This window comes from Massilia terrae (assembly GCF_024753145.1).
Taxonomy (GTDB): Bacteria; Pseudomonadota; Gammaproteobacteria; order Burkholderiales; family Burkholderiaceae_D; genus Telluria; species Telluria terrae.
Window position 1 is genome coordinate 716,444 of sequence record NZ_JANUGU010000001.1, and the last position, 25,815, is coordinate 742,258.

24 protein-coding genes are annotated in these 25,815 nt (G+C 64.1%); 17 read left to right on the top strand and 7 right to left on the bottom strand.

Features of this window, described 5'->3' with window-relative positions; all coding sequences use genetic code 11:
- Window positions 1–4: 4 nt before the first annotated feature.
- Genes lpxD through NX778_RS03320 form a run of 7 tightly spaced genes read left to right on the top strand, consistent with a single transcriptional unit; the run spans window position 5 to window position 6,160 of the window.
- On the top strand, window positions 5–1,054 hold the full coding sequence (gene lpxD, locus NX778_RS03290) for a UDP-3-O-(3-hydroxymyristoyl)glucosamine N-acyltransferase (RefSeq protein ID WP_258810243.1): 1,050 nt from the start codon (window positions 5–7) through the stop codon (window positions 1,052–1,054).
- Window positions 1,051–1,551 (top strand): 3-hydroxyacyl-ACP dehydratase FabZ, encoded by a 501-nt coding sequence (fabZ, locus tag NX778_RS03295; protein WP_258810244.1) that lies wholly within the window; start codon window positions 1,051–1,053, stop codon window positions 1,549–1,551. Before lpxD ends, fabZ begins: the two co-directional genes overlap by 4 nt.
- Window positions 1,551–2,342, top strand: coding sequence for an acyl-ACP--UDP-N-acetylglucosamine O-acyltransferase (gene lpxA / locus NX778_RS03300; protein ID WP_258810245.1), 792 nt, complete (start codon window positions 1,551–1,553; stop codon window positions 2,340–2,342). Before fabZ ends, lpxA begins: the two co-directional genes overlap by 1 nt.
- Window positions 2,326–3,480, top strand: coding sequence for a lipid-A-disaccharide synthase (lpxB, locus tag NX778_RS03305; RefSeq protein WP_370661302.1), 1,155 nt, complete (start codon window positions 2,326–2,328; stop codon window positions 3,478–3,480). Before lpxA ends, lpxB begins: the two co-directional genes overlap by 17 nt.
- Window position 3,481: 1 nt before the next feature.
- Complete coding sequence (rnhB, locus tag NX778_RS03310) at window positions 3,482–4,129, top strand: ribonuclease HII (RefSeq protein ID WP_258810246.1); 648 nt, start codon at window positions 3,482–3,484, stop codon at window positions 4,127–4,129.
- Entirely contained in the window at window positions 4,126–4,911 is a 786-nt protein-coding gene (locus NX778_RS03315; RefSeq protein WP_258810247.1) for a TrmH family RNA methyltransferase, read from the top strand. The genes rnhB and NX778_RS03315 overlap by 4 nt, the downstream gene beginning before the upstream one ends.
- Before the next feature lie 52 nt (window positions 4,912–4,963).
- Entirely contained in the window at window positions 4,964–6,160 is a 1,197-nt protein-coding gene (locus NX778_RS03320) for an EAL domain-containing response regulator (protein ID WP_258810248.1), read from the top strand.
- A 75-nt stretch (window positions 6,161–6,235) separates the two neighbouring features.
- Here NX778_RS03320 and ppsR read toward each other — a convergent pair whose 3' ends face one another.
- Entirely contained in the window at window positions 6,236–7,084 is an 849-nt protein-coding gene (gene ppsR / locus NX778_RS03325) for a posphoenolpyruvate synthetase regulatory kinase/phosphorylase PpsR (RefSeq protein ID WP_258810249.1), read from the bottom strand.
- Window positions 7,085–7,259: 175 nt separating this feature from the next.
- On the opposite strand from ppsR, the gene ppsA reads away from it, so the two are divergent.
- The gene (gene ppsA / locus NX778_RS03330) at window positions 7,260–9,704 is read left to right on the top strand and encodes a phosphoenolpyruvate synthase (RefSeq protein ID WP_370661303.1); all 2,445 of its coding nucleotides are present in this window, start codon (window positions 7,260–7,262) and stop codon (window positions 9,702–9,704) included.
- A 220-nt stretch (window positions 9,705–9,924) separates the two neighbouring features.
- Here the strand turns inward: ppsA and NX778_RS03335 are convergent, their stop codons facing one another.
- From NX778_RS03335 to NX778_RS03345, 3 genes are all read right to left on the bottom strand, one after another.
- Window positions 9,925–11,409, bottom strand: a complete 1,485-nt coding sequence (locus tag NX778_RS03335) for an alpha-L-fucosidase (RefSeq protein WP_258810250.1) — start codon at window positions 11,407–11,409, stop codon at window positions 9,925–9,927.
- A gap of 300 nt (window positions 11,410–11,709) precedes the next feature.
- Entirely contained in the window at window positions 11,710–14,199 is a 2,490-nt protein-coding gene (locus NX778_RS03340) for a TonB-dependent receptor domain-containing protein (protein ID WP_258810251.1), read from the bottom strand.
- A gap of 208 nt (window positions 14,200–14,407) precedes the next feature.
- Window positions 14,408–14,854 (bottom strand): hypothetical protein, encoded by a 447-nt coding sequence (locus NX778_RS03345; RefSeq protein ID WP_258810252.1) that lies wholly within the window; start codon window positions 14,852–14,854, stop codon window positions 14,408–14,410.
- Between the two features lie 529 nt (window positions 14,855–15,383).
- Here NX778_RS03345 and NX778_RS03350 point away from each other — a divergent pair.
- The 4 genes from NX778_RS03350 to lepB all read left to right on the top strand — a co-directional run bounded on the left by NX778_RS03350 (window position 15,384) and on the right by lepB (window position 17,907).
- Entirely contained in the window at window positions 15,384–15,806 is a 423-nt protein-coding gene (locus tag NX778_RS03350) for an NfeD family protein (protein ID WP_258810253.1), read from the top strand.
- Window positions 15,807–15,839: 33 nt separating this feature from the next.
- Window positions 15,840–16,751: an SPFH domain-containing protein gene (locus NX778_RS03355; RefSeq protein WP_258810254.1), complete on the top strand. Its 912-nt coding sequence runs from the start codon at window positions 15,840–15,842 to the stop codon at window positions 16,749–16,751.
- Window positions 16,752–16,790: 39 nt separating this feature from the next.
- Entirely contained in the window at window positions 16,791–17,156 is a 366-nt protein-coding gene (locus tag NX778_RS03360; RefSeq protein ID WP_258810255.1) for a hypothetical protein, read from the top strand.
- Window positions 17,157–17,241: 85 nt separating this feature from the next.
- Window positions 17,242–17,907 carry a signal peptidase I gene (lepB, locus tag NX778_RS03365; protein ID WP_258810256.1) on the top strand — a complete coding sequence of 222 codons (666 nt, stop codon included), beginning with the start codon at window positions 17,242–17,244 and terminating at the stop codon, window positions 17,905–17,907.
- Window positions 17,908–17,909: 2 nt separating this feature from the next.
- Here the strand turns inward: lepB and NX778_RS03370 are convergent, their stop codons facing one another.
- The gene (locus NX778_RS03370) at window positions 17,910–18,986 is read right to left on the bottom strand and encodes a TIGR03118 family protein (protein WP_258810257.1); all 1,077 of its coding nucleotides are present in this window, start codon (window positions 18,984–18,986) and stop codon (window positions 17,910–17,912) included.
- 179 nt (window positions 18,987–19,165) lie between these two features.
- Here NX778_RS03370 and NX778_RS03375 point away from each other — a divergent pair, with 179 nt between their 5' ends.
- Window positions 19,166–20,374, top strand: a complete 1,209-nt coding sequence (locus NX778_RS03375) for a multidrug effflux MFS transporter (RefSeq protein WP_258810258.1) — start codon at window positions 19,166–19,168, stop codon at window positions 20,372–20,374.
- Window positions 20,375–20,471: 97 nt separating this feature from the next.
- On the opposite strand, the gene smpB is transcribed toward NX778_RS03375, so the two are convergent.
- Window positions 20,472–20,921, bottom strand: a complete 450-nt coding sequence (smpB, locus tag NX778_RS03380) for an SsrA-binding protein SmpB (RefSeq protein ID WP_258810259.1) — start codon at window positions 20,919–20,921, stop codon at window positions 20,472–20,474.
- 98 nt (window positions 20,922–21,019) lie between these two features.
- Between smpB and NX778_RS03385 the strand changes: the two genes are divergently transcribed.
- A complete protein-coding gene (locus NX778_RS03385; RefSeq protein WP_258810260.1) occupies window positions 21,020–21,451 on the top strand; it encodes a type II toxin-antitoxin system RatA family toxin in 432 nt (143 codons plus the stop codon).
- Complete coding sequence (locus NX778_RS03390; RefSeq protein WP_258810261.1) at window positions 21,444–21,740, top strand: RnfH family protein; 297 nt, start codon at window positions 21,444–21,446, stop codon at window positions 21,738–21,740. Before NX778_RS03385 ends, NX778_RS03390 begins: the two co-directional genes overlap by 8 nt.
- Before the next feature lie 69 nt (window positions 21,741–21,809).
- On the opposite strand, the gene NX778_RS03395 is transcribed toward NX778_RS03390, so the two are convergent.
- The gene (locus NX778_RS03395) at window positions 21,810–22,328 is read right to left on the bottom strand and encodes a DUF4124 domain-containing protein (protein WP_258810262.1); all 519 of its coding nucleotides are present in this window, start codon (window positions 22,326–22,328) and stop codon (window positions 21,810–21,812) included.
- Between the two features lie 174 nt (window positions 22,329–22,502).
- Between NX778_RS03395 and guaB the strand changes: the two genes are divergently transcribed.
- Window positions 22,503–23,963, top strand: coding sequence for an IMP dehydrogenase (gene guaB, locus NX778_RS03400; RefSeq protein ID WP_258810263.1), 1,461 nt, complete (start codon window positions 22,503–22,505; stop codon window positions 23,961–23,963).
- Window positions 23,964–24,130: 167 nt separating this feature from the next.
- Entirely contained in the window at window positions 24,131–25,741 is a 1,611-nt protein-coding gene (guaA, locus tag NX778_RS03405) for a glutamine-hydrolyzing GMP synthase (RefSeq protein ID WP_258810264.1), read from the top strand.
- Window positions 25,742–25,815 lie beyond the last annotated feature (74 nt).

The window sequence follows — 25,815 nt, forward strand, 5'->3', positions numbered from 1 at the left end:
CAGTATGGGCACTCGACTGGGTGATTTGGTCGAACGCTTCGGCGGGCATCTGACGGGTGACCCGGACATCGAGGTCACCGGCATCGCGCCCTTGCAAGACGCAGGGGCATCGCAGATCAGCTTTCTCTCCAACAGCAAGCTGCGCGCGCTGGCCGCGCAAAGCAACGCGGCGGCGCTGATCCTGTCGCCGCTGGACGATCCCACCGTGGCCGCCACCTATGCAGGCGCGCGCATCGTCACCAGCAATCCCTACGCCTACTTCGCCCGCGCGGCGCAGTACTTCGTGGCGCTCGACGCCGTGGTGCCGGAACCCGGCGTCCACCCGAGCGCGGTGGTGGCGCGCGGCGCACAGGTCGATCCCTCGGCCCACATCGGGCCGCACGCGACAGTGGAAGAGGGCGCGGTGATCAAGGCTGGCGCCGTCATCGATGCCGGCTGCTACATCGGGCGCGAAGCGGAGATCGGCGAGGGCACGCACCTGTTCGCGAACGTGACGTTTCATTCGCGCTGCATCATCGGCAAGCGCGGCGTCATCCAGTCCGGCGCCGTGATCGGGGCCGACGGCTTCGGCTTCGCCAACGAGAAGGGCGTGTACATCAAGATCCCGCAGACCGGGCGGGTGGTGATCGGCGACGACGTCGAGATCGGCGCCAACACCTCGGTCGACCGCGGCGCGCTGGCCGACACCGTGATCGAGGAGGGCGTCAAGCTGGACAACCAGATCCAGATCGGCCACAACTGCCACATCGGCGCGCATACCGCGATGGCGGGCTGCGTGGGCGTGGCCGGCAGCGCGCGGATCGGCAAGCACTGCACTTTCGGCGGCGCGGCGATGGTGCTGGGCCACCTGGAAATCGCGGACAACGTGCACATCTCGTCGGGCACCATGGTGTCGCGCTCGGTGCTCGAAGCGGGCCAGTACACCGGCTTCTATCCGCTGGCGAAGAACGCCGAGTGGGAGAAGAGCGCGGCGATCGTGCGCAACCTGGCCTCGATGCGCGAGAAGATTCGCACGCTCGAAAAAACAATCAAAAAACTCACAGAAGACAAATGACCACTACCGAAAGCAAAGTCCTCGACATCAACCAGATCAAGGAATACCTGCCGCACCGCTACCCGATGCTGCTGGTGGACCGCGTGATCGACTTCGAGCTGGGCAAGCGCATCACCGCCATCAAGAACGTGACCGTCAACGAAGAATTCTTCAACGGTCACTTCCCGCACAAGCCGGTGATGCCGGGCGTGCTGATGGTCGAGGCGATGGCGCAGACCGCGGCCATCCTGTCCTTCATGACCATGAACGTGAAGCCGGACGCGAACTCGGTGGTGTACTTCGCCGGCATCGACGGCGCGCGCTTCAAGCGTCCGGTGGAGCCGGGCGACCAGCTGAAGATGGACGTCGAGATCCTGCGCGTGGCGCGCGGCATCTGGAAGTACAAGGCGGTCGGCAGCGTCGACGGCAAGATCGCGCTGGAAGCGGAACTGATGTGCACCATCCGCGCCAACGAATCGGCCACCCAAGCGGCCCCCGCGCCGGCAGGGCAGCAGTAATGAGCCTGATCCACCAGACCGCGATCGTCGACCCGAAGGCGGAGCTCGACCCGTCGGTCGAAGTCGGCCCGTACTCGATCATCGGCCCCAACGTGCGGATCGGCGCGGGCACGGTGGTCGGGCCGCACGTGGTCATCGAAGGCCACACGACCATCGGCCGCGACAACAAGTTCTTCCAGTTCTCGTCGATCGGCGCCGCGCCGCAGGACAAGAAGTGGAACGGCGAGCCGACCCGGCTGGAGATCGGCGACCGCAACACGATCCGCGAATTCGTCACCTTCAACCTGGGCACCGCGCAGGACAAGGGCGTCACCCGCCTGGGCAGCGACAACTGGATCTCGGCCTACGTGCACCTGGCGCACGACTGCCAGGTCGGCAGCAACACCATCTTCTCGAACAACGCCCAGCTGGCGGGCCACGTCGAAGTCGGCGACTGGGCGATCCTGTCGGGCTACTGCGGCGTGCACCAGTTCTGCAAGATCGGCGCGCATGCCTTCGTGGGCATGTACACCAGCCTGACCCAGGATGTGCCGCCCTTTGTGATGGTGGCCGGTAACCCGGCCGCCGCCAAAGGCATCAATATCGAGGGCCTGAAGCGCCGCGGCTTCACGCGCGAGCAGATCGACGGCATCCGCGCGGCCTACAAGTCGCTGTACCGCGCCGGCCTGACGCTGGAAGAAGCCAAGGCCGCGCTGCAGGAGCAGGAAGCGGAATCGACCGAGGCCGCGGCCGCCGACGTGCGCGCGCTGCGCGAGTTCCTGGGTGTGAGCACCCGTGGCATCGTCCGCTGACGTCTCGCTGGCCCTGGTGGCCGGCGAAGTCTCCGGCGACATGCTCGCGGGCCGCCTGATGGCCGGCCTGCGTCCCCGTCTTCCCAACGTCCACTTCAACGGCATCGGCGGCCCGCGCATGATGGAGCAGGGCCTCGTCTCGGACGTGCCGATGGATACGCTCACCGTGCGCGGCCTGTTCGAAGTGATCCCGCGCTACCGCGAGATCAAGGGTATCCAGAACCGTCTGCGCGACCGCCTGCTGCTGGATCCCCCGGCCGCCTTCATCGGCGCCGACTACCCCGGCTTCAACCTCGGGCTGGAAGAACAGCTCAGGGCCGCCGGCATCCCCACCGTGCACTTCGTCAGCCCGCAGATCTGGGCCTGGCGCGGCGGCCGCATCAAGAAGATCCAGCGCGCGGTCTCGCACATGCTGGTGATCTTCCCGTTCGAGGAGCAGATCTACAAGGACGCCGGCGTGCCGGTGACCTATATCGGCCATCCGCTGGCCGAGGTGATCCCGCTGCGGCCGGATGTCGCCGGCGCGCGCCAGGCGTTGGGCCTGGCGCCGGATGCACGGGTGGTCACGGTGATGCCGGGCAGCCGCATGGCCGAGATCAAATACCTGACCGTTCCCTTCGTGCGCGCCGCGCGCCTGCTCGCGCAGCGCGACCCGTCGCTGAAGTTCGTGGTGCCGATGGCCGGCGAACGCCAGAAGGCCGCGTTCACCGGGCTGGTGGCCACGGCCGGGCTGGCCGACGTGGCGCTGCAGATTGTCGACGGCCAGTCGCACACCGCGATCGCGGCCGGCGACGCTGTGCTGGTCGCGTCCGGCACCGCCACACTGGAGGTGGCGCTGTTCAAGAAGCCGATGGTGATTGCGTATAAAGTGATGGAGGCGTCGTGGCAGATCATGCGCCACATGGGCTATATGCCGTGGATCGGCCTGCCGAACATCCTGTCGCGCGAGTTCGTGGTGCCCGAGTTCCTGCAGCATGCCGCCACGCCGGAAGCGCTGGCCGATGCCGTCTGGCGCCAGCTGGAGGACACGGCTGGCCGCGCGCGGCTCGAGCAGCGCTTCACCGACATGCACCACAGCCTGCTGCGCAATAGCGCGCAAGAGAGCGCCGAGGCGGTGTTGGCCGTCATCGGCAAATAAGATGAGCAAGAAGAAGATCAATTTCTATCCCGGCCTGCCGCCGCGGCTGCGCCCCTTCACCGATGAGGACATCGTGTGCGGCGTGGACGAAGCGGGCAGGGGACCATTGGCCGGCCCGGTGTTCGCGGCCGCGGTCATTCTCAACCCGAAGCGGCCGATCGAGGGACTGAAGGACTCCAAGCAGCTGACCGAGAAGCGCCTGAACGAGCTGGCGCCGCAGATCAAGGAGTTCGCGCTGGCCTGGGCCATCGCCGAGTGCTCGCACGAAGAGATCGACAGCCTGAACATCCTGCACGCCACCATGCTGGCGATGCGGCGCGCGGTGGAGGCGCTGTCGATGCTGCCCACCATCGCCCTCATCGACGGCAACCGCTGCCCGCCGCTGGCGGTGAAGGCACACGCGATCGTCGACGGCGACGACAAGGTGCACGCCATCTCGGCCGCCTCGATCCTGGCCAAGACCGCGCGCGACGCCGCGCTGGTGGCGCTGCACGAGACCTATCCGCTGTATGGTTTCGACCAGCACAAGGGCTACTCGACGCCGCTGCACCTGGCGCGCCTGCGCGAGCACGGCCCGTGCGCGATCCACCGCCGCTCCTTCGCGCCGGTGCGCGAGCTGCTCGAACCGGACCTGTTCGACGGCCTATGAAGACCATCACCTCGCGCGACAACGCGTTCTACAAGGAGCTCAAGCAGCTGGCCACCAGCTCGCAGGCGCGCCGCAAGGCCGGCCAGAGCCTGCTGGACGGCGTGCACCTGTGCCAGGCCTGGCTCGACCTGAAGGGCGCGCCGGACCACTGCCTGGTGTCCGAAGATGCGCTTTCCAATCCCGAGGTGCGGGCCATCGTGCGCCGCTGCGAGGAGCTGCACACCCACGTCACGGCCTTCCCGGAAGCCCTGTTCGGCGCCATCAGCCAGGTCGAGCATGGCGTGAACATCGCCTTCCTGGCCCAGACCCCGCGTCCGCAGCAGCCTGAGGCGATCACCGAATCGGCGGTGCTGCTGGATGGCGTGCAGGATCCGGGCAACGTCGGCTCGATCCTGCGCAGCGCGGGCGCGGCCGGCATCCGCCAGGTGTACTGCGGTCCGGGCACGGCGTTCTGCTGGTCGCCCAAGGTGCTGCGGGCGGCGATGGGTGCGCACTTCGTGCTCGACATCTTCGAAAACGCCGACTTGCCCGCGCTGGTGCGGGCCGCGCGCGTGCCGGTGCTGGCTACCAGCGGCTATGCGGCCGAACAGCTGTATGAGCTGGACCTGTCCGCGCCGGTAGCCTGGGTGCTGGGGCACGAGGGGCAGGGCGTCTCGCAGGAGCTGCTGGACCTCGCTACGCACCGCGTCGCGGTACCCCATGCGGGCCAGGTGGAGTCCCTGAACGTGGCCGCCTGCGCCGCGGTGTGTTTTTTCGAGCAATTGCGCCAGTCCCGGAGATAGACGGCTGGACCGGCTTCGGTTAATCTTCCAGTAGGGAAATACTGGAGCATCAATGGATATCGCGCATTTGAACTTTCTGGTTGCGGAAGCTGACGCCGTCCAGCGCACGGCGCTGATCGAGATGCTCAGGGGACTTGGCGCGAGCCGGGTCACCGACGTCCCGGACGGCCACGCCGCGCTGCGCTATTTCCAGGGTGGTTTCACGCCGCCGGCGGACGTCGCCATCATCGACCTCGAGCTGCAGGGCATGGACGGGCTGGAGCTGATCCGCAACCTGGCAACGCTGGACTGCCACACGCGCCTGATCGTGACCGGCAAGCAGCCTGCCAACCTGATGTTCTCGATCGAGACGCTGGCCCAGGTGTATGGACTCGAGCTGCTTGGGACGATCACCAAGCCGGTCAACCCGGGCAAGCTGGAGTCGCTGCTGGAAAATTACCAGCCGCCGCAGCCGCTGCCGGCGGAGGAAAGCGCGCCGCGCTTCAGCTTCAAGGACATCGGCGCGGCGCTGCAGCGGCGCGAATTCGAGCCGTTCTTCCAGCCGAAGATCGAGCTGGCCACGGGCCAGGTCAAGGGCCTGGAAGTGTTCGCGCGCTGGCGCCACCCGGAATTCGGACTGCTGTCGCCGTCCAGCTTCATCCACGCGCTGGAAGAACACAACCGCATCGACTTCCTCGACTGGAGCATGATCGAGCTGTCGCTGGAGCGCTGCCGCAGCCTGCACGACAAGGGCATCCCGATCTCCATCTCGATCAACCTGGCGCCGGAGACGCTGGCGCATCCGGCCTTCATCCGCCAGATGACGGCGGCGCTGAACCGGCACCGCCTGATGCCGGATTACGTGACCTTCGAGATGCCGGAATCGTCGGTGCTGAACAGCGACCCGAACTTCATCGAGCGGCTGGTGCGGCTGCGGATGATGGGCTTCGGGCTGGCGATCGACGACTACGGCACCGGTCGTTCCAACCTGCAGCTGCTGGCGCGGATTCCGTTCTCGGAGCTGAAGATCGACCGCAGCTTCGTGGACGGGGCGTCGAAGAAGCTGGCGCTGGGCACGGTGCTAAAGTCATGCCTGGGCCTGGCGCACAACCTGGACCGCATGTCGGTGGCGGTGGGCGTCGAGACGCGGCAGGACTGGGACTTCCTGCAGGGGCTGGGCTGCACGTACGCGCAGGGCTACCACATCGCCAACCCGATGGAGGCGCAGGATTTCCCAGGGTGGCTGGAAGACTGGCGCCACTTCTTCTAGAAGCTTGATTAAACAGACCGTCGTTCCCGCCTTCGCGGGAGCGACGGTCTGTATATTTGCCGGGTTCGCGGACGATTAATACTCGCGCCGGTCCGGCTTGATCTCTTGCAGAATCGTCGTGGCGATTTCTTCGATCGACTTGGTGGTCGACGACAGCCACCTGATCCCCTCGCGCCGCATCAGCATCTCCGCCTCATTCACCTCGAACCTGCAATTCTCCAGCGAGGCGTATTTACTGCCCGCCCGCCGCTCATTGCGGATCTGCGACAAGCGCTCCGGCGAAATCGTCAGCCCGAACAGCTTGTGCTTGAACTGCGGCAGCGCCGACGGCAGCCTGCCGCGCTCGAAATCGTCCGGGATCAGCGGATAGTTCGCCGCCTTCAAACCATACTGCATCGCCAGGTACAGGCTGGTCGGCGTCTTCCCCGAGCGCGACACGCCCACCAGGATCACGTCCGCCTCCGCCAGGTTCTTGTGCGACTGCCCGTCATCGTGCGCCAGCGAGAAGTTGATCGCCTCGATGCGGTTCTTGTATTCCTCGGTATCGACCACGTTGTGGATGCGCCCGATGGTGTGGGTCGACTTCACGCCCAGCTCCTGCTCCAGCGGCGCCACGAAGGTCTGGAACAGGTCCATGTGCATGCCCTTGGACTGGCGGATCACCAGCGACAGTTCCGGCTTCACCAGCGTCGAGAACACGATCGGGTTCTGGCCGTCCATCGCAAAGCTGTCGTTGATGCGGCGCGCCGCCTCGTGGGCCTTGTCGATGCTGTCGATGAAGGGCAGGCGCACCGGCCGGAAGCGCATCTCGAACTGGCTCAGCACGGCGTGGCCGAAGGTTTCGGCGGTGATGCCCGTGCCATCCGATACAAAAAAGACAGTTCTGGTTGACGGCGGGAAAGGATTGGGGGCTTCAGTGCTCATGGTCTGCGATGGCGGGAAAAATGGCTGACCCAGGTGCGGTGTGAATCCGTCCCGCACGGGTTAAAATGCTCGGCAACGGTTTCGCATTGTGCGGCACGGCGCCAAGAATAACAAGAAAACACCGTCGTCCCGCCCAGGGCACGAAAGATTTCCATCATCAAAAAGGTGTTTTACCATGACTAACTTGTCTAATGCAGGACTCCAGGTGCCTGAGCGGGCGGTAGGCGGCAGCAATGTCTACGTCGCCTCGTTCGAGGACTTGCGCATGACCGATGTCGAATCGGTCGGCGGCAAGAACGCATCCCTCGGCGAGATGATCAGCCAGCTGGCCGAAGCCGGCGTGCGCGTGCCGGGCGGCTTCGCCACCACGGCCACCGCCTTCCGCGACTTCCTCAGCCACAGCGTCGATGGCGGCCCCTCGCTGGCCGACCGCATCGCCGCGCGCCTGGAAGGCCTGAATGTCGACGACGTGCGCTCGCTCGCCGCCGCCGGCGCCGAGATCCGCCAGTGGATCGTCGCCACTCCGTTCCAGCCGCGCCTGGAGCAGGAAATCCGCGCCTTCTATGATCGCCTGGTCGCAGGTTCGTCCACCGAAGTGTCGTTCGCAGTGCGCTCGTCGGCCACCGCCGAAGACCTGCCGGACGCCTCGTTCGCGGGCCAGCAGGAGAGCTTCCTCAACGTGGTCGGCATCGACAACGTGCTCGAAGCGATGAAGCACGTGTTCGCTTCGCTGTACAACGACCGCGCAATCTCGTATCGCGTGCACAAGGGCTTCACCCACGCCGAAGTGGCGCTGTCGGCCGGCGTGCAGCGCATGGTGCGTTCGGACCTGGGCGCTTCCGGCGTCATGTTCACCATCGATACCGAATCGGGCTTCAAGGACGTGGTCTTCATCACCTCCAGCTACGGCCTGGGCGAGACCGTGGTGCAGGGCGCGGTCAACCCGGACGAGTTCTACGTCCACAAGCCGATGCTGGCGCAGGGCAAACGCCCGGTCATCCGCCGCAACCTCGGCTCGAAGCTGATCAAGATGGAGTTCACGCCTGAAGCGAAGGCCGGCCGTTCGGTGAAGACCGTCGATGTGCCGGTCGAGCTGCGCAACCGCTATTCGCTGAAGGACGAGGAAGTCATCGAGCTGGCCAAGTACGCGGTCATCATCGAGAACCACTACGGCCGCCCGATGGACATCGAGTGGGGCAAGGACGGCCGCGACGGCAAGCTGTACATCCTGCAGGCGCGCCCGGAGACCGTGAAGTCGCAACAGAAGGCGGGCGACGCGCAGCAGCGCTTCGCGCTCAAGGGCAAGGGCACGGTGCTGACCTCCGGCCGCGCGATCGGACAGAAGATCGGCGCCGGTCCGGTGCGCGTGATCCACGACCCGTCGGAGATGGAGCGTGTGCAGCCGGGAGACGTGCTGGTGGCCGACATGACCGATCCGAACTGGGAGCCGGTGATGAAGCGCGCCTCGGCCATCGTCACTAACCGCGGCGGCCGCACCTGCCACGCGGCGATCATCGCGCGTGAGCTGGGCGTGCCGGCCGTCGTCGGCTGCGGCGACGCCACCGAGACGCTCAAGGACGGCAACTTCGTGACCGTGTCCTGCGCCGAGGGCGACGAGGGCAAGATCTACGACGGACTGCTCGAAACCGAAGTCACTGAAGTCACGCGCGGCGAACTGCCGCCGCTGAAGACCAAGATCATGCTCAACGTGGGCAACCCGCAGCTGGCCTTCGATTTCCAGTCGGTGCCGAACGGCGGCGTCGGCCTGGCGCGCCTTGAGTTCATCATCAACAACAACATCGGCGTGCACCCGAAGGCGATCCTGGAGTACCCGAACATCGACGCCGACCTGAAGAAGGCCGTGGAGTCGGTGGCCCGCGGCCACGCCTCGCCGCGCGCCTTCTACGTCGACAAGCTGGCCGAAGGCGTGGCAACCATCGGCGCCGCGTTCTGGCCGAAACCGGTCATCGTGCGCCTGTCGGACTTCAAGTCGAACGAATACAAGAAGCTGATCGGCGGTTCGCGCTACGAGCCGGATGAAGAGAACCCGATGCTCGGCTTCCGCGGCGCCGCGCGCTACATCGCGCCGGACTTCGCCGAATCGTTCGAGATGGAATGCGCCGCGATGAAGCGGGTGCGCAACGACATGGGCCTGACCAACGTCGAGATCATGGTGCCTTTCGTGCGCACGCTGGGCCAGGCGCAGCAAGTCGTCGAGCTGCTGGCCAAGAATGGCCTGAAGCGCGGCGAGAACGGACTGCGCCTGATCATGATGTGCGAAGTGCCGTCCAACGCGATCCTGGCCGAGCAGTTCCTGCAGTACTTCGACGGCTTCTCGATCGGTTCGAACGACCTGACCCAGCTGACCCTGGGCCTGGACCGCGACTCCGGCATGGAGCTGCTGGCCAAGGACTTCGACGAGCGCGACCCGGCGGTCAAGGCGCTGCTGTCGATGGCGATCAAGGCCTGCCGTGCGCAGGGCAAGTACATCGGCATCTGCGGCCAGGGGCCGTCCGACAATCCTGACTTCGCAGCCTGGCTGGTGGAGGAGGGGATCGAGTCGATGTCGCTGAACCCGGACTCGGTGATCGACACCTGGCAGAAGCTGGCCAAGATGTAAGCCTGCAGGGCTTCGCTAAAAACCCTCGCCGCCTGCGGGCCGCGAGGGTTTTTTTTAGTGTTGTCTCCGTTAAGTGTTGAAATAAGCCCGGTCATTCCCGCGCACGCGGGAATTCCATTTCTCATGCAAATTGCTTCGTTGGAGTTCGTCGGCGCGCACACAAAATGGGGATCCCGCTTCCGCGGAAACGACGTGCCCATTCCAAACAGTGCCTTTCAATTTATAGCGCGGGCGCCGCACCCGGCAGCCGGAAAGCCCATGCATAACCGCCGGCGAGATGCTGGCGCGTCGCATCGGGAATATCGACCACGGTGGCGTCGCCGTCGCGGCGCCAGTCCAAGCTGGACTCGTCGCCCAGCAGCTTGACGTCGGTTCCGACGGCCGGAGCAGGGCCGGGGATGCGCACGGTCGACGGCAACGACGTTTCGCCATCAGCGGGCAGGTAGATGGCGTACACCGTGCCGTCTTTCAGCCGGGTATAGCGGAACTTGCCGGCGCTGTAAGGCGCAACGGCGCGGCTGGCGTAGATCGCTTCGCCGTTCACGCGCATCCATTGCCCGATCTGATGCAGGCGTGCGACCGCCTCGGGCGGCAACTCGCCGTTGCCATCCGGGCCGACGTTGAGCAGGTAGTTGCCGCCCTTGGCCACCACGTCGACCAGCATCTGCACCACAGTGCGCGCGGACTTGTACTTGTCATGCGGGACCCAGGACCACGAATCGCCCAAGGTCATGCAGGTCTCCCACGGATACGGCAATGGCTGGTCGGGGATCTTCTGCTCCGGCGTGCGGTAGTTCTCGTATGGCCCGCCCACTGCACGGTCCACCACGATCAGGCCCGGCTGGTGCTTGCGCGCCAGTGCGGCCAGGCCGGGCATGTCGATGTCCTCGGGGCCGGGGCGGAAGTCTGCGATCCCGGTGAGTTCCTTGTTATCGGTGGCGCGCGGCTTGCGCACCCAGCCGGCGTCGAGCCAGAGTACGTCGATTGGGCCGTAGGCGCCGCTGGTCAGCTCGCCGATCTGGGCGTGTGTGAACTTGACGAAGTTCTGCCAGCGCTCCGGGTATTTGCGCGTGTCGTAATTGACGTAGCGGTTCGGCGTGGCATAGCGGCGCCACCAATAATCGTCGCTGTGCCAATCGGCCTTGGAGAAATAGGCGCCGATGCCGAAACCCCGGGCGCGGAAGGCATCGAATACGGCCTTGGTCACGTTGGCGCGCGGGTTGGTGTGGAAGGGGACGTTGGCGGCGGTGATCTTGTAATCGCTCTGCCTGGTGTCGAACATCGCGAAACCGTCATGGTGCTTGGTGGTGAACACCACATATTTCGTGCCGGCGTCCTTGGCGATTTTTGCCCATGCATCCGGATTGAATTTCACCGGGTTGAAGGTGGTGGGCAGTTGCTCGTACGCCTTCACGTATCCCACGTAATCGTCGGCATACTTTGCGGCGAACTTGTTGTGCTTCGGCGGCCCGCACCAATCGACGTCCTCCGAGCAGATCGACCACGATTCGACCAGGCCCTTCTGGCTGTACGCGCCCCAGTGCATCATGAAGCCGAATTTCCAATCCTGCCATTGGTCCAGTTTTCGGATGACCTGAGGGTTGGTTTCGGGGACGTAATCGCCGAGTTCGTCATCGGCTGCCGCGAAGGCGGGCAGTGTCGAGAGCAGCAGGAGTGCAAGCGTGGAAGTGCGGAAGAAGTGCATGGATGATTCCCTGGACTGGAAGTAGTGGCATCTTGTCACTTTTCCATAGGATTGGCCATGCCGATGAGCCGCGACCAACGATGTTTAGCGAGCGCCGAAACAACCGGGCGAATCTGCTAAACAGGGAACGTCGTTTCCGCGCAGGCGGGAACCGTGGCACTATCGAACGCAGGTGAAGCGCCGGCAAAATGGGGTTCCCGCGTTCGCGGGAACGACGGCAGCTCTTAGTCCTCCGATGGGAGATGCAATTGCGAGAACGTCGTTCCCGCCTGCGCGGAAACGACGTTCTGTCTTAGGCTCTTATTGCTGGCTTGGCGGCTGCTGCTGCGGTTGCGCGGGCGAGCTCGCAGGCGCAGCGGCGGGAGCCGGTTGCGCCGCTTCAGCCGCCTTGGCTTGCGCGGCCGCCTTGGCTTGCACATCCTTCTCCATCTGCTGCTGGCTCTGCACCATGCGCATCGCGTTCTTTGCCGCTTCGCTGTCCATGTTCACACCCGCCGACTGCAGCGCGTTGCGCACCGCATCGTTGCCGGTTGTACCGCCGAAGGTGTAGCGCAGGCCGACGTACAGCCGGCGCTGGTGCACGCGGGTGTCGGTGCGGTCGAGCAGGGTGTCGGTCGAGACGCGGAACTTCTGGTCGGTCGAACGCAGCAGGTCGTTGGCGCGCACGTTCAGCGACAGGCGCGGGCTGTACTTGTGTTCATACGCCAGGTTGAACATGCCGAAGGGCTCGCGATAACCCTCGCCCGACAGCAACCTGCCCTGGTGGAAGGTCATGAAGGTCAGCACGTCCGTCGGGGTGACCTGCCACTGGCCGCCGCCCTGCAGTTGCAGCGACGGGGTGCGGCGCTTCTGGCCCGTCAGGCCGAGCGTGCTCACGCTGTCCTGCTCGATGAAGCCGTAGTTACCGTTGAACATGAAGCGAATGTTCGGCAGGGCATAGCCCGACACCTTCATGCCCGGCGGGATCATGCCCATGAGCGAGAACTCGATGCCGCCCGAACGGCGGTCACCCAGGTTTTCCTTCGTGGTCAGCAGCTGGCTGTCGTTGAGGAAGACGCGGCGGTCGGTGATCACATCGCCTTCGCGGCGCAGGTAGCCGCGCACGCTGACCGGCATCAGGCCCTTGATCTTGGTCTCGTAGCCCAGTTCCAGCGAATGCAGCTTGACCGGGTGCAGGCGCGGATTGCCCGAGCTGACGTAGTAATCGTTGGCGTAGTTGACGAACGGATTCAGGTCGCCCGCGTTCGGCCGCGAGATGCGGTCAGCGTAGGACAGGCGCAGGTTGGTGTTCGGGTCCAGCTTGTGCGTCAGGAACAGGCTGGGCAGGTAGTTGGTGTACTGGTTACTGGCCTGGATCGCGGTCGTCACCTGATTCAGGTCGAGGTCGGTGTGCTCGACCCGCAGGCCGCTCTTGAAGGACCACTCCTTGTTGATCGGCATCTCGTAGGTGCCGTAGGCGGCCAGCACGGTCTGGTCCAGCTGGAACAGGTTGGTGCGGCGGCTGTCGAGGCTGCCGTTGTCGAGGAAGAGGTAGCGGTTGTCGAAGGTCTGGCTGGTCTTCTGCCAGCGGCCGCCGGCGGTCAGCAGGCCCGGGCCGACCGGGCTGCTGTAATCGCTGCTCAGGTCGGTCATGCGGACCCGGGTCTCGCCGTTTTGCGCGTAGTTGCGCAGGGTCGGGGCGCCGGTGGCGGGCATCAGCACCGGCTCGTAGACGGTGCCGGTGTCATTGGTGTTGTTGTTGGACGAGTGGCGCAGGTCGACCTTGAGCGACTCGCCATCGGTAGGGTAGCGGCGTTCCCAGCCGGTCACGAACTCGTGGTTGAGTGCGTCGCCCGAGGTCTTGCGGCGCGTGAAGTAATCGACCACCGGCGACTGGCCGGTGCGGAAATCGGTGAAGTGTTCGCTCTGGCTCGCGTCGTTGCCGCGCTTGCTGAACGAGACGGAACCGGTGACGGTGTCGGTCTCGCTGTAGTTGTAGCGGCCGCCCACGCCGGCCTGCAGGAAGTCCTGGATGCCGTGGCGGTGCACGTCTTGCGTCAGGCGGCTGACGGCCTTGGTGACCGGATCGATGCGGTCGCGCTCTTCGTCGGTATCGGTGTCGTTGCCGTCGCGGCGCACGTTCAGGGTGCCGTTCACCGATGCGTAGCCGGAGCTGTAGCTGCCGTTGGCAAAGGCGTTGTGTCGGCCGCCGGGGCCGACGTTGCCGGCCACACTGCCGTTGCCGCCCGGCTTGGTGTAGCGGCGCGAGATCAGGTTCAGGATGGGACCGCCACCGGCTTCGTTGCCGAATTCGGCGCCAGGGTTATTGATCACCTGCACCGATTCGTAGTTCTCGGCCGGCAGGGCATTGATGGCGGCGGCGCGGTTGTCGCCTTGCAGCTGGGCGGTGGGCTTGCCGTCGACCAGCACCGTGACGCGCTCGCTGCCGCGCAGGCGCACCGTGCCGTTCGGGTCCACGTTCACCGAGGGCACGTTGTTGAGTACGTCGCCGATCGACGCGCCGGCGGTGCTGGCGTCGTTCTTGATGTCGTAGACCTGGCGGTCGACGCGGTTGGTCTGGCGCTCACTGACCACGGTGATGGTCGGCGTCGTCTGGCTTGCCGGCTGCGCCGGCTCCGCTGCCTTGGCTTTCTCATCGGCTTTGATTGCGGGTTTGACGGTGGGGTCAGCAGGCTTTTCGCTGCCAGGCGAGGTTTGCGCGTTGGCGCTCAGGCTGAAGACCAACAGGGCGATCGCAGCAGGAATGGCCTTGCAAGCGAATGGAAATTTGGCGGCAGTGTTACTCGACATATTTACCTGGATTGAGGATTAAGAAGCAAAAAAATTAACGGACGGAAAGTATCACTTTTCGTACGTACAATCCAGAGTTGATGCGACCAATTGACGGGAAAGTGGAGCGAAATGCAGGAATGGGGGAATGGGGCGAGGGCGTAATTGATGCCCGGCCTGTGTGCCCCTCGTTCCGAATAACGAGCGAGGGGCTTGGGTCATGAGCCATTCACATGCGCTTAGTTCGCTGCGTACGAAGCGATACGGCGGTCCTCCACAATGTCGTATTTGGAAAAAGCACCCAGATTACCTTCCAAGCATTGCGACGTACGCCTCCCACACAATTTGCAAATTGGCTTGGTGACGATACCGCGCCTTTGTAAATTAGCTGGTCATCCTCGACAAGGCTGTAAAAATTCTTTCCGTTGAAACTGGTCCGTAATAAGGTGCCATTTGGAAGAAACAACTGCTTCCATTGATGCCCCTTGATGACAGGTCGGCCGAACGCTTCGGGCTCATTTCGCGCTAACCACTCGTGAATGGCCGCAGCGCCGATCTCCCAGATCTCTTTCCTGTAGCCGGTTTTGGCAGAGGCGACTAAAAGTTGTTGGTAGGTTTCCAGGGAAATTGGAAGGGTTAGCTCGGGTACAGGTAGGCTGGCAGTGTTTGTTTTCATGGAGTCCTCGATTTATGGTCTTCTTTCTCGATGCCGCCCGATTCGCGGACGACGACACACGTTTTCCACGCGAAAAACAACGCTTTGCCGCCGATTCACTTCGACCAGACGACGTTTTTTACTGAAACCGTTGCGATTTCAGGTGACACAAGTTTTAGACACTAGCGTGCGGATATCGTTCAATTTCATAGGCAATTCGGCCAATTGCGTCATCCGGGAATGCACATTCGTAGTCGATTCGGAACGGTGAGTATGAAGATCGGGCCTAAACGTGATCAACTGGTGAATATCGCGAGGACAGGCTTTGGAGACCCTGCCCACCCGCGCCCCGTTACCGTCGGTCGCTTCGTTTGCAAAAAAACAATTACCCTGTTGACTATCCGCCAAAAAGGGATACACTGCCAGCATCAAGTTGTTTGAACAAAAAGACCATAAAAAGCGTATTACAACGTAGCGAGGACCCTCGTTACCCGGGCCGGGTTGCGGGGGTTTTGTCTTTTGAGCGGGTTTCGACTTGGGGGAGGTTGCGATGCAGGAATGGATGAACTGGCTGGTCGCCGCGGGCGTGCTGGTGATCCTTGAGCTGTTCACGGGCACTTTCTATTTGCTGATGATCGCGATCGGCCTGGCCTTTGGGGCGCTGGCCGCGCTGGCCGGGTTTTCCGGGCCGCTGCAGGCGATCGCGGCCGCCATCGTCGGCGTGATCGCCACCGGACTGCTGCACCGCAGCCGCTTCGGCAAGCCGGCGCGCAGCAACTCGGCCCGCGACCAGAACGTGAACATGGACATCGGCCAGCGCGTCCAGGTGCCGGGCTGGGAGGACGGCAAGGCGCGCGTGCTGTACCGCGGCGCGCTGTGGGACATCGAGCTGGGGCAGGGCGCCACGCCGCAGGCCGGGGAATTCAAGATCGTCGAGGTGCAGGGCAGCCGTCTGATCGTCTCGAATGCATAAGAAAAACTAATTCATCCAAAACAAGGACACATCATGTTCGGAACAGTTGCGCTCGTCATCCTCATCATTGCGCTTGTCTTCGTCATCAAGACCATCAACGTGGTGCCGCAGCAGCACGCGTGGGTGGTCGAGCGGCTTGGCAAATACCATGCGACGCTGGGGCCAGGCCTGAATATCGTGGTGCCGTTCGTCGACCGCATCGCCTACAAGCACGTGCTGAAAGAGATCCCGCTGGACGTGCCGCCACAGGTCTGCATCACCAAGGACAACACCCAGCTGCAGGTGGACGGCATCCTGTACTTCCAGGTGACCGATCCGATGCGCGCGTCGTACGGCGCGTCGAACTACATCCAGGCGATCACGCAGCTGGCGCAGACCACGCTGCGCTCGGTAATCGGCCGCATGGAGCTGGACAAGACCTTTGAAGAGCGCGATCACATCAACACCGCGATCGTCAACGCGATCGACGAGTCGGCTTCGAACTGGGGCGTGAAGGTGCTGCGCTATGAGATCAAGGACCTGACGCCGCCGGCCGAGATCCTGCACGCGATGCAGGCGCAGATCACGGCGGAGCGCGAGAAGCGTGCGCGCATCGCGGCGTCGGAAGGCCGGCGCCAGGAGCAGATCAATATCGCGGACGGCGAGAAGAACGCCGCGATCGCGCGCTCCGAGGGCGAGAAGCAGGCCGCGATCAACCGCGCACAGGGTGAAGCTGCCGCCATCGTCGCGCTGGCCGATGCAAGCGCCACCGCGCTGCGCCAGGTGGGCGGCGCGATCCGCGAGCCGGGCGGCATGGACGCGGTGAACCTGCGGGTGGCGGAGGAATATGTGACTGCCTTCGGGAATCTTGCCAAGACCAACAATTCGGTGATCGTCCCGGCGAACATGGGCGACATGGGGTCGCTGATCGCGGGTGCGCTCACGATCGTCAAATCGCAGAAGTGAGGCGTGGAGGCGTGCTGACGCGCGCCGGCTGTTTTTCGAATGACTCAACAACGTATCCTGATCGCAATCCTGCTCGTCATGCTGCTAGCTGGCGGGCTGGACGCTACTTTCAACGCGCGCGGCGAGTCATTGCCGCTGGCGCTGACGGCGCCGCTGACGCTGGCGATCAACTTCCTTTGCTTTCTCTGGTATCGGCGCGATAGCGATGTGGTGGGCTATCGGCGGTCGCCGTGGTTGAACGTGTGCGTCATCCTGCTGGTGTTTATCGGGATTCCTTACTATCTGCTGCGCAGCAGGGAGCAGGGGCGCAAGCTGCTTGCGCTGGCGAAGTGCCTGGGGTTCGGGGTGCTGATGGTGCTGGCGGATGCGGTGGGGATGGTGCTGAGTGGGCATCCGATATCCTGATCTGATGCGCGCATTAGTGTTTAAGCATCGCTAAAGAATCCCCGCGTATAAAGACATCCACAACAACTCAACGGTGGAGTCTTCAATGAAAAACTGGGTCCGCGACAACAAGGGATTCCTGGCGTTCCTGTTACTGATCGGCGTGTTCCGTTCCGCGGTGGCGGAGCTGAATGCGGTGCCGTCCGGTTCGATGCGGCCCAACCTGCTCGAGGGCGATGTGATCCTCGTGAACCGCACCGCCTACAATCTCAAAGTGCCGCTGACCGACGTGGTGCTGGCGCGCCTGGGCGATCCCGCGCGCGGCGACGTGGTCACCTTCAATTCGCCGCAGGACGGCACCCGCCTCGTGAAACGCCTGATCGCGCTGCCCGGCGACGTGGTCGAGATGCGCAACGAGCGCCTGGTCATCAATGGCAAGCCGGTCGATTTGGCGGTGCAGGGCATGATGCGCGAACCGGCCGGCGGCGGCACCGTCGACGCAGTGCGGCTCGACGAAACGCTGGCCGGCCGCCACCACAGCATCCAGCTGCTGCCCGAGGTCGATGCGCGACGCAACTTCGGGCCGATCACCGTGCCGCGCGACCAGTACCTTTTCCTCGGCGATAACCGCGACAACAGCAAGGACTCGCGCTACATCGGGCTGGTCCGGCGCGACCTGCTGGTCGGACGCGCCGAACGGGTGGTGGTGTCGGCTGACTACCTGGGCAACTGGATGCCGCGGCCGGACCGCTTCGGCCTGTCGCTGCGCTGACCTTACTTGCCCTTGGGCGCGACATCCAGGCGCCCGTACAGCCCGTCGGCCTCGCCGTTCGGGCCGGAGGCGAAGAACAGGGTGTTGGTCGGCTGGTCCTGCAGCCCGTTGCCGAAAGCGATGCCCCACAGGCCGTCGATCTGGATCGGCTTGCGGTTCGGGCCTTGCAGCCGGCCTTTCCATTCGCCGCTGTCGATATCGTAGGCGTTGATCTTACCATCGCCGAAATTCCCCACCAGCAGGCGGTTGGCGAAGCGCCCGAAGCTGGCCGGCGCCAGCGCCATGCCCCACGGCGCATTCAGGTCGCCGCGCGAGACCAGGCGCCGCACCAGCCGGCCTTCCGGATCGTAGACGTCGACGAAGCCGAAGCCCATGCCCTTGACGTCGTCGTGCCGCGCCGCGTCCTGCTTGGCATAGCTGACGTAGATGTCGCCGCCGATATTCTGGATGCCGAAGGGCGCATAGCCGTGCGGGATCGCGTGGTCGGCGAAGGCGCCGGCCAGCAGGACCGGATTGAAGGCGCCATCGAACACGTCGACCCTGGCGTTGTGGAAGTCGGCCGCGTACAGGCGCGCGCCGTTGCCGGTGGCGCTCACGGTGATGCCCTTGTAGACCGCACCGTCGTTGCCGGCGACGCGCAGCGCATGCGTGGCGTCGACATTCGGCGCCCAGGCCGAGATGACGCCATCCTCGCTGGCGAACATGAAGCGCGCCGGGCCGGAGAGCTTGCCTTGCGTGACCACGAACTCCGCGCCGCCGTAGAAGGTGATGCCGGTCGGCGTTCCCGTCGCGCCCGCGGTCGCGGCCGGGATCGTGACCACCAGCGACTGCTTGTTGCCGTCGCCGTCGTACAGCGTGGCGACGCCTGTGCCGTTGTCCGCCACCCAGGCAAATCCGAAGGGATTGAAGGCCACGCCCCATGAATTGACCAGCTGCGGGTCGTGGTGTTCGGCCGGGATCGCGGGGATGTCGGACACGAGGTTGCGTTGGAGGTAGTGACCGTGGGTCGCGCAGCCGGCGGTTGCGGCGAGCGCGGCGAAACCCAGCACTGCGGCCAGGCGGTGCATGATGATGTTCATGGTTAACTCTCCTGCAGAGGTCGTTGAACAGGCACAGCAGTACCGATCATGCGACGGGCCATGCGGGACGCATTGACGCGGCCTAAAGCGGGCTCGTGTAAATACGTCGAAAAGCGGCTACAATCGCGGCCCGTGCGCCCGTATTGCAGGGCCGGAAATTACAGAAAAAGGCGGTTGGGATGGATCGAGCGTTGACGGTGGTATTGGCGTGCCTGGGCATGGTGGGCGCGTTGGCGATCGACACCTATTTGCCCTCGATGCCGGCGATCGGCCGCGTGTTCGAGGTGGGACCCGTGGCGGTGCAGCAGACGCTCAGCGTGTTCATCTTCTGCTTCGCGTTCATGATGCTGTTCTACGGCACCTTGTCGGATTCCTTCGGGCGCCGGCCGGTGCTGCTGGGCGCGCTGGCGCTGTATGTGCTGGCTTCGGCCGGCGCCGCGCTGGCGCCCAGTTTCGGCTGGCTGCTGGCGTGCCGCGCGCTGCAGGGGCTGGCGGCGGGATCGGGCTCGGTGATCGGGCAGGCCATCGTGCAGGACCGCTTCTCCGGCGCCAAGGCGCAGAAGATGATGTCGCACATCATGATGGTGTTCGGCCTCGCGCCCGCGATCGCGCCGATTCTCGGCGGCGCCCTGGACGTGCACTTCGGCTGGCGCTCGACCTTCGTGTTCCTTTCCGTGTTCGGTGCCTTGATGATCGTGCTGTGCTTAAAGATGCTGCCGGAAAGCCTGCCGGCCGAGAAGCGGCATGCCTTCCATCCGGTGGTGATCGCGCGCAATTACCTGATGGTGTTGAAGCACACGCGCTTCCTTTTGCTGTCGCTGTCGGTGGGGCTGGCGTTTGGCGGGCTGTCGCTGTACATCGGGGCGGCGGCCAACTTTGTGATGGAAATCCTGCACCTGCCGGAGACGGCGTTCGCGTGGCTGTTCATTCCGCTGATCGGCGGTTCGGTGATCGGGTCGGCGTGGAGCGGCAAGCGCAGCGGCACTTATGCGCCTGCAACGATGAAATGGGTCGGCTATGGCTGCATGGCGCTGGCCTGCGTGCTCAATGTCGGCTACACGGCTTTGTTCACGCCGGAGATTCCGTGGGCGGTGCTGCCGCTGGCGGTGTTCACGTTCGGGCTGGCGGTGGCGGCGCCGGCCTTGCAAGTGGGCACGCTCGGCTTGTTCCCCCATCACCGCGGGCTGGCGGCGTCGATGCTGTCGTTCATCCAGATGATGTCGTTCGCGCTGGTGTCGGGGCTGGTCGCGCCGATGCTGTTCGGCAGCGCGTTCAAGCTGGCGTGCGGGGTGACGGTGGGGCTGGTGCTCAGTTTCTGTTCGTGGCGAGTCAGCTTGCGCTTGGCCGAAGCGAGCCAGGAAGTAAAGCCAGCCTTGGAAGCAAACTAAAAAACCGTCGCCCCGGCGAAGGCCGGGGCCCATGCTGAGTGTGCGACGGAGCATACGTTCCATGGGTCCCGGCTTCCGCCGGGACGACTTGCATAAGTCAGCGCTTATGCGTCTTCATCGCCTTCTCAACCTCGCGCTTGGCGTCGCGGTCCTTCTCGGTCGAACGCTTGTCGTGCTGCTTCTTACCCTTGGCCAGGCCGATCTCGCATTTCACCCGCCCCGCCTTGTAATGCAGGTTGAGCGGCACCACCGTGTACCCCGAACGCTCGACCTTGCCGATCAGCTTGTCGATCTCGCCCTTGTGCAGCAGCAGCTTGCGGGTGCGCAGCACTTCCGCGTTGCTCCAGGCCGAGGTGGTGCCCAGCGGCGTGATGTGGCAGCCGAACAGGAACAGCTCGCCCCCGCGCGTCACCACATACGCTTCCTTGATGTGCACCCGGCCTTCGCGGATCGCTTTCACTTCCCAACCCTCGAGCACCATCCCCGCTTCGTAACGGTCCTCGATGAAGTAGTCGAAAAAGGCTTTTTTATTGTCAACAATGCTCATGAAATAGCTAAAAGGCGCGGGTCGGTTAAACTATGCGTCGCGGCGCTGCGAAGCGCAAAAAATGGCAACATCCCAACATCATAGCAAACGGTTGACCAATGGCAGTAGTACACAAGTCAGTTTTCCTCGGATACAGCGCCGAACAGATGTTTGACCTCGTGGCGAAGGTCGAAGATTATCCCAAGTTCCTGCCCTGGTGTGGCGGGGTCAAAGTGATCGAACGGGGCGACGACAAACTGGTGGCCTGCCTGGCGATCAATTTCCACGGTGTCAAACAGAGCTTCACCACCTCCAACCACAACGAGCGCCCGACCCAGATGAAGATGCACCTGGTCGACGGCCCGTTCAAGATGCTGGAGGGGACCTGGCATTTCAAGGCCCTGCGCGCGGATGCCTGCAAGATCGAGTTCGACCTCGTCTACGAATTCTCCAGCATTATCCTCGAACAGCTGATCGGCCCCGTGTTCGGCATGATCGCCAACAGCATGGTCGATTCCTTCTGCAAGCGCGCGGAGACCGTGTATGGCTGAGGCGCTGCACATCCAGGTCTGCTACGCCAGCGACAAGCACGAGTTCCTGCGCGCGCTCGAGGTCGAGCCGGGCGCGACCATCGGCCAGGCGATCGAGCGCAGCGGTGTGCTGGAAGCCTTCCCGGACATTAGCCTGAGCACGGCCCCGGTCGGCATTTACGCGAAGAAGAAGACGCTGGACACGGTGCTGCGCGAACACGACCGTATCGAGATCTACCGGCCGCTGGTGGCCGATCCCAAGGATTCACGGCGTCGCCGCGCGGCCAAGAAAGACGCCGCCGCGCGCTGAAGCTGCGGGATAAACGCGCTTTAGGTATCAAAAGAGAACGTCGGTCAGTTGCTTATCGCAGTGAGCTACTCAGCGGCAAGCCGCCAGCACGTTATTCGTTTCCGCCAGGTGCCGCGCGCGTGATTCGTCCGACATCCACTGCGGCCCGCCGTCGCTGCCGGATTCGGTCATCCGCATGCCTGAGTCGAGGGCGTTCTTGTAGCGCTGCGCCTGCTCGCAATTGGCGTGCTGGGCCTGCTGGCGCTGGGCTTCATCCGCCGCTTTCTTTTCTTCCTTGGCCCGGTCCTGGGCACGCTTGCGGAAGTCCGCTTCGCGCTCGGCCAGCGTCGGCTGCTTCGGCGCGGATCCGGCGTCGGCCGACTTCGCGTCCGCCACCTCGGCCTGCTCGGGCGTTGCGAACAGCTCCGCCGGTTTGCCCGGCGTTTTCAGGATCTTGCTGGCCGGCGTGCCCGGCGGCGGCGGGCGGTCCGAATAATGCTTGACGCCTTTCTCGTCGACCCAGGCAAACTGGGCGTGGGCGATGCCGTAGGCCAGCAGCAGGAAGGCGCCGAGCAGGCGCGGCAATTGGGCGGGCAGGGTAGGACGCATGAGATGTTTCTCCACGAAAACTAAGACGATTTCGCCATGAAAGCGCGCGGCTGTCAATTGCGCGTCCTTACGGCCGGGTGGCCGATCATGCCGGCCGCGGGCCATTTTTGGGGCCTGTCGTGCCGGCCGGCGAGACTTTCTGTATAATTCACTTTTGCGCCTATAGGAAATGCTATGCGTCTAATCCAGAAAGCACTCACGTTCGATGATGTGCTGCTCGTCCCGGCCTACTCCAATGTTCTTCCGGCCGAAACCTCCCTCCGCACCAAGCTGACTCGCAACATCACGCTCAACATCCCGCTGCTGTCGGCGGCCATGGACACCGTGACCGAAGCCCGTCTCGCAATCGCCATGGCGCAGGAAGGCGGCATCGGTATCATCCACAAGAACCTGGCCCCGAAAGACCAGGCGCGCGAAGTGGCGCGCGTCAAGCGTTTCGAGGCGGGCGTGCTGCGCGATCCGATCACCATTCCGCCGGACATGAAAATCCGCGAAGTGCTGGCCCTCGCGGCGCAACACGGCATCAGCGGCTTCCCGGTGGTCGAGGGCAAGAAGGTGGTCGGCATCATCACCAACCGTGACCTGCGTTTCGAAGAGGACCTGGAAGCCGAGGCGCGCGCCAAGATGACCCCGCGCGAGAAGCTGGTGTACGTCAAGGAAGAAGCCGACACGGCCGAAGCCAAGCGCCTGATGAACAAGCACCGCCTGGAGCGCGTGCTGGTCGTCAACGACGAGTTCGAACTGCGCGGCCTGATCACCGTGAAGGACATCCAGAAGTCGCACGAGCACCCGCTGGCATCGAAGGACGCCCGCGGCCAGCTGCTGGTCGGCGCGGCGGTGGGCGTGAGCCCGCGCGACGAAGAGCGCATCGACCTGCTGGTCAAGGCCGGCGTGGACGTGCTGGTGGTCGACACCGCCCACGGCCACTCCCAAGGCATCCTGAACCGCGTGAAATGGATCAAAGATAACTACCCGGGCGTGGACGTCATCGGCGGCAATATCGCCACCGCGGCCGCCGCGCGCGCCCTGGTCGAGCATGGTGCTGATGCGGTCAAGGTCGGCATCGGGCCCGGTTCCATTTGCACCACCCGTATTGTGGCCGGCGTTGGCGTGCCGCAGATCACCGCCATCCACAATGTAGCCGAAGCGCTCAAGGGCACCGGCGTGCCGTGCATCGCCGACGGCGGCATCCGCTACTCGGGCGACATTTCCAAGGCGCTGGCGGCAGGCGCGAACACCGTCATGATGGGTTCGATGTTCGCCGGCACCGAAGAAGCGCCGGGCGAAGTCATCCTGTACCAGGGCCGCAGCTACAAGTCCTACCGCGGCATGGGCAGCCTGGGCGCGATGGTCGAGGGTTCGGCCGACCGCTACTTCCAGGAAGCGCAATCGAAAGCCGAGAAGTTCGTGCCGGAAGGCATCGAAGGCCGGGTTGCCTACAAGGGCAGCGTGGTGGCGATCCTGTACCAGCTGGTCGGCGGCGTGCGCCAGTCGATGGGCTACTGCGGTTGCCCGACCATCGACGACCTGCGCGAGAAAGCCGAGTTCGTCGAGATCACCTCGGCCGGCATGCGTGAATCGCACGTGCACGACGTGCAGATCACCAAAGAAGCGCCGAACTACCGGACGGAATAATCCACGAAGCGGCGCTGATGCGCCGCTTTTTGTACGAGCATGCAGACCACGTCGTCCCGGCGCAGGCCGGGACCCATGCTGAGGTGGCCTGCTCGCGCCGTATGGGTCCCGGCCTACGCCGGGACGACGGTTCCATTGATCAGAATTCAACTCGATTTTCGCTACCCATGCACTCCAAAATCCTCATCCTCGATTTCGGTTCCCAGGTCACCCAGCTGATCGCCCGCCGCGTGCGCGACGCCGGCGTGTTCTCCGAAGTCTTCCCCTACGACGTCAGCGACGACTTCATCCGCAGCTACGGCGCGGCCGGCGTCATCCTGTCCGGCAGCCACAACTCGACGCTGGAAGGCGAATCGCCGCGCGCGCCGCAAGCCGTGTTCGAACTCGGCGTGCCGGTGCTGGGCATCTGCTACGGCATGCAGACCATGGCCATGCAGCTCGGCGGCAAGGTCGAGAACGGCAAGGTCCGCGAATTCGGTTACGCCGAAGTGCGGGCCCGCGGCCATACCAGGCTGCTCAATGAAATCAACGACTTCGTGACCAGCGAAGGCCATGGCATGCTCAAGGTCTGGATGAGCCACGGCGACAAGGTGCTGGAAATGCCGCCGGGCTTCAAGCTGATGGGCTCGACCCCGAGCTGCCCGGTCGCCGCCATGGCCGACGAAGAGCGCGGCTTCTACGCGCTGCAGTTCCACCCGGAAGTGACCCACACCACGCAAGGCGAAGCCATCATCGGCCGCTTCGTGCATGAGATCTGCGGCTGCAAGTCCGACTGGAACATGCCGGACTACATCAGCGAAGCGGTCGAAAAGATCCGCGCCCAGGTCGGCAGCGACGAGGTCATCCTCGGCCTGTCGGGCGGCGTCGATTCCAGCGTGGCCGCCGCGCTGATCCACCGCGCGATCGGCGACCAGCTGACCTGCGTGTTCGTCGACCACGGCCTGCTGCGCAAGGACGAAGGCAAGATGGTCATGGACATGTTCTCCAAGAACCTCGGCGTGAAGGTGGTCAATATCGACGCCTCCGAGCAGTTCATGGGCCACCTGGCCGGCGTCACCGATCCCGAACAGAAGCGCAAGATCATCGGTCGCGAGTTCGTCGAAGTGTTCCAGGAGCAGGCCAAGAAGCAGTCGAAGGCGCGCTGGCTGGCGCAGGGCACCATCTACCCGGACGTGATCGAATCGGCCGGCAAGGGCAAGAAGGGCCAGACCATCAAGAGCCACCATAACGTGGGCGGCCTGCCGGAAACGCTGAACCTGAAGCTGCTCGAGCCGCTGCGCGAGCTGTTCAAGGACGAAGTGCGCAAGCTGGGCGTGGCGCTCGGCCTGCCGCACGATATGGTCTATCGCCACCCGTTCCCGGGTCCGGGCCTGGGCGTGCGCATCCTCGGCGAAGTGAAACGCGAATACGCCGACCTGCTGCGCGAAGCGGACGCCATCTTCATCGAAGAACTGCGCAAGACCCCGTTCGAAGCGCCGATGGTGCCGGGCATCGATGCCGGCAAGGCGCCGGTCAACTGGTACGAGGCAACCAGCCAGGCCTTCGCCGTGTTCCTGCCGGTGAAATCGGTCGGCGTGATGGGCGACGGCCGCACCTACGAATACGTGGTGGCGCTGCGCGCGGTGCAGACCCTGGACTTCATGACGGCGCAGTGGGCGCACCTGCCGCACAGCCTGCTGGGCACGGTGTCGAACCGCATCATCAACGAAGTGCGCGGCCTGAACCGTGTCGTGTACGACATTTCGGGCAAGCCGCCGGCGACGATCGAGTGGGAGTGATCGGAGTTCGGTAAGTAGCCGAATCCAAAGAAGGCCGTTGATCATTCCGCCAGAATGATCAACGGCTTTTTTGA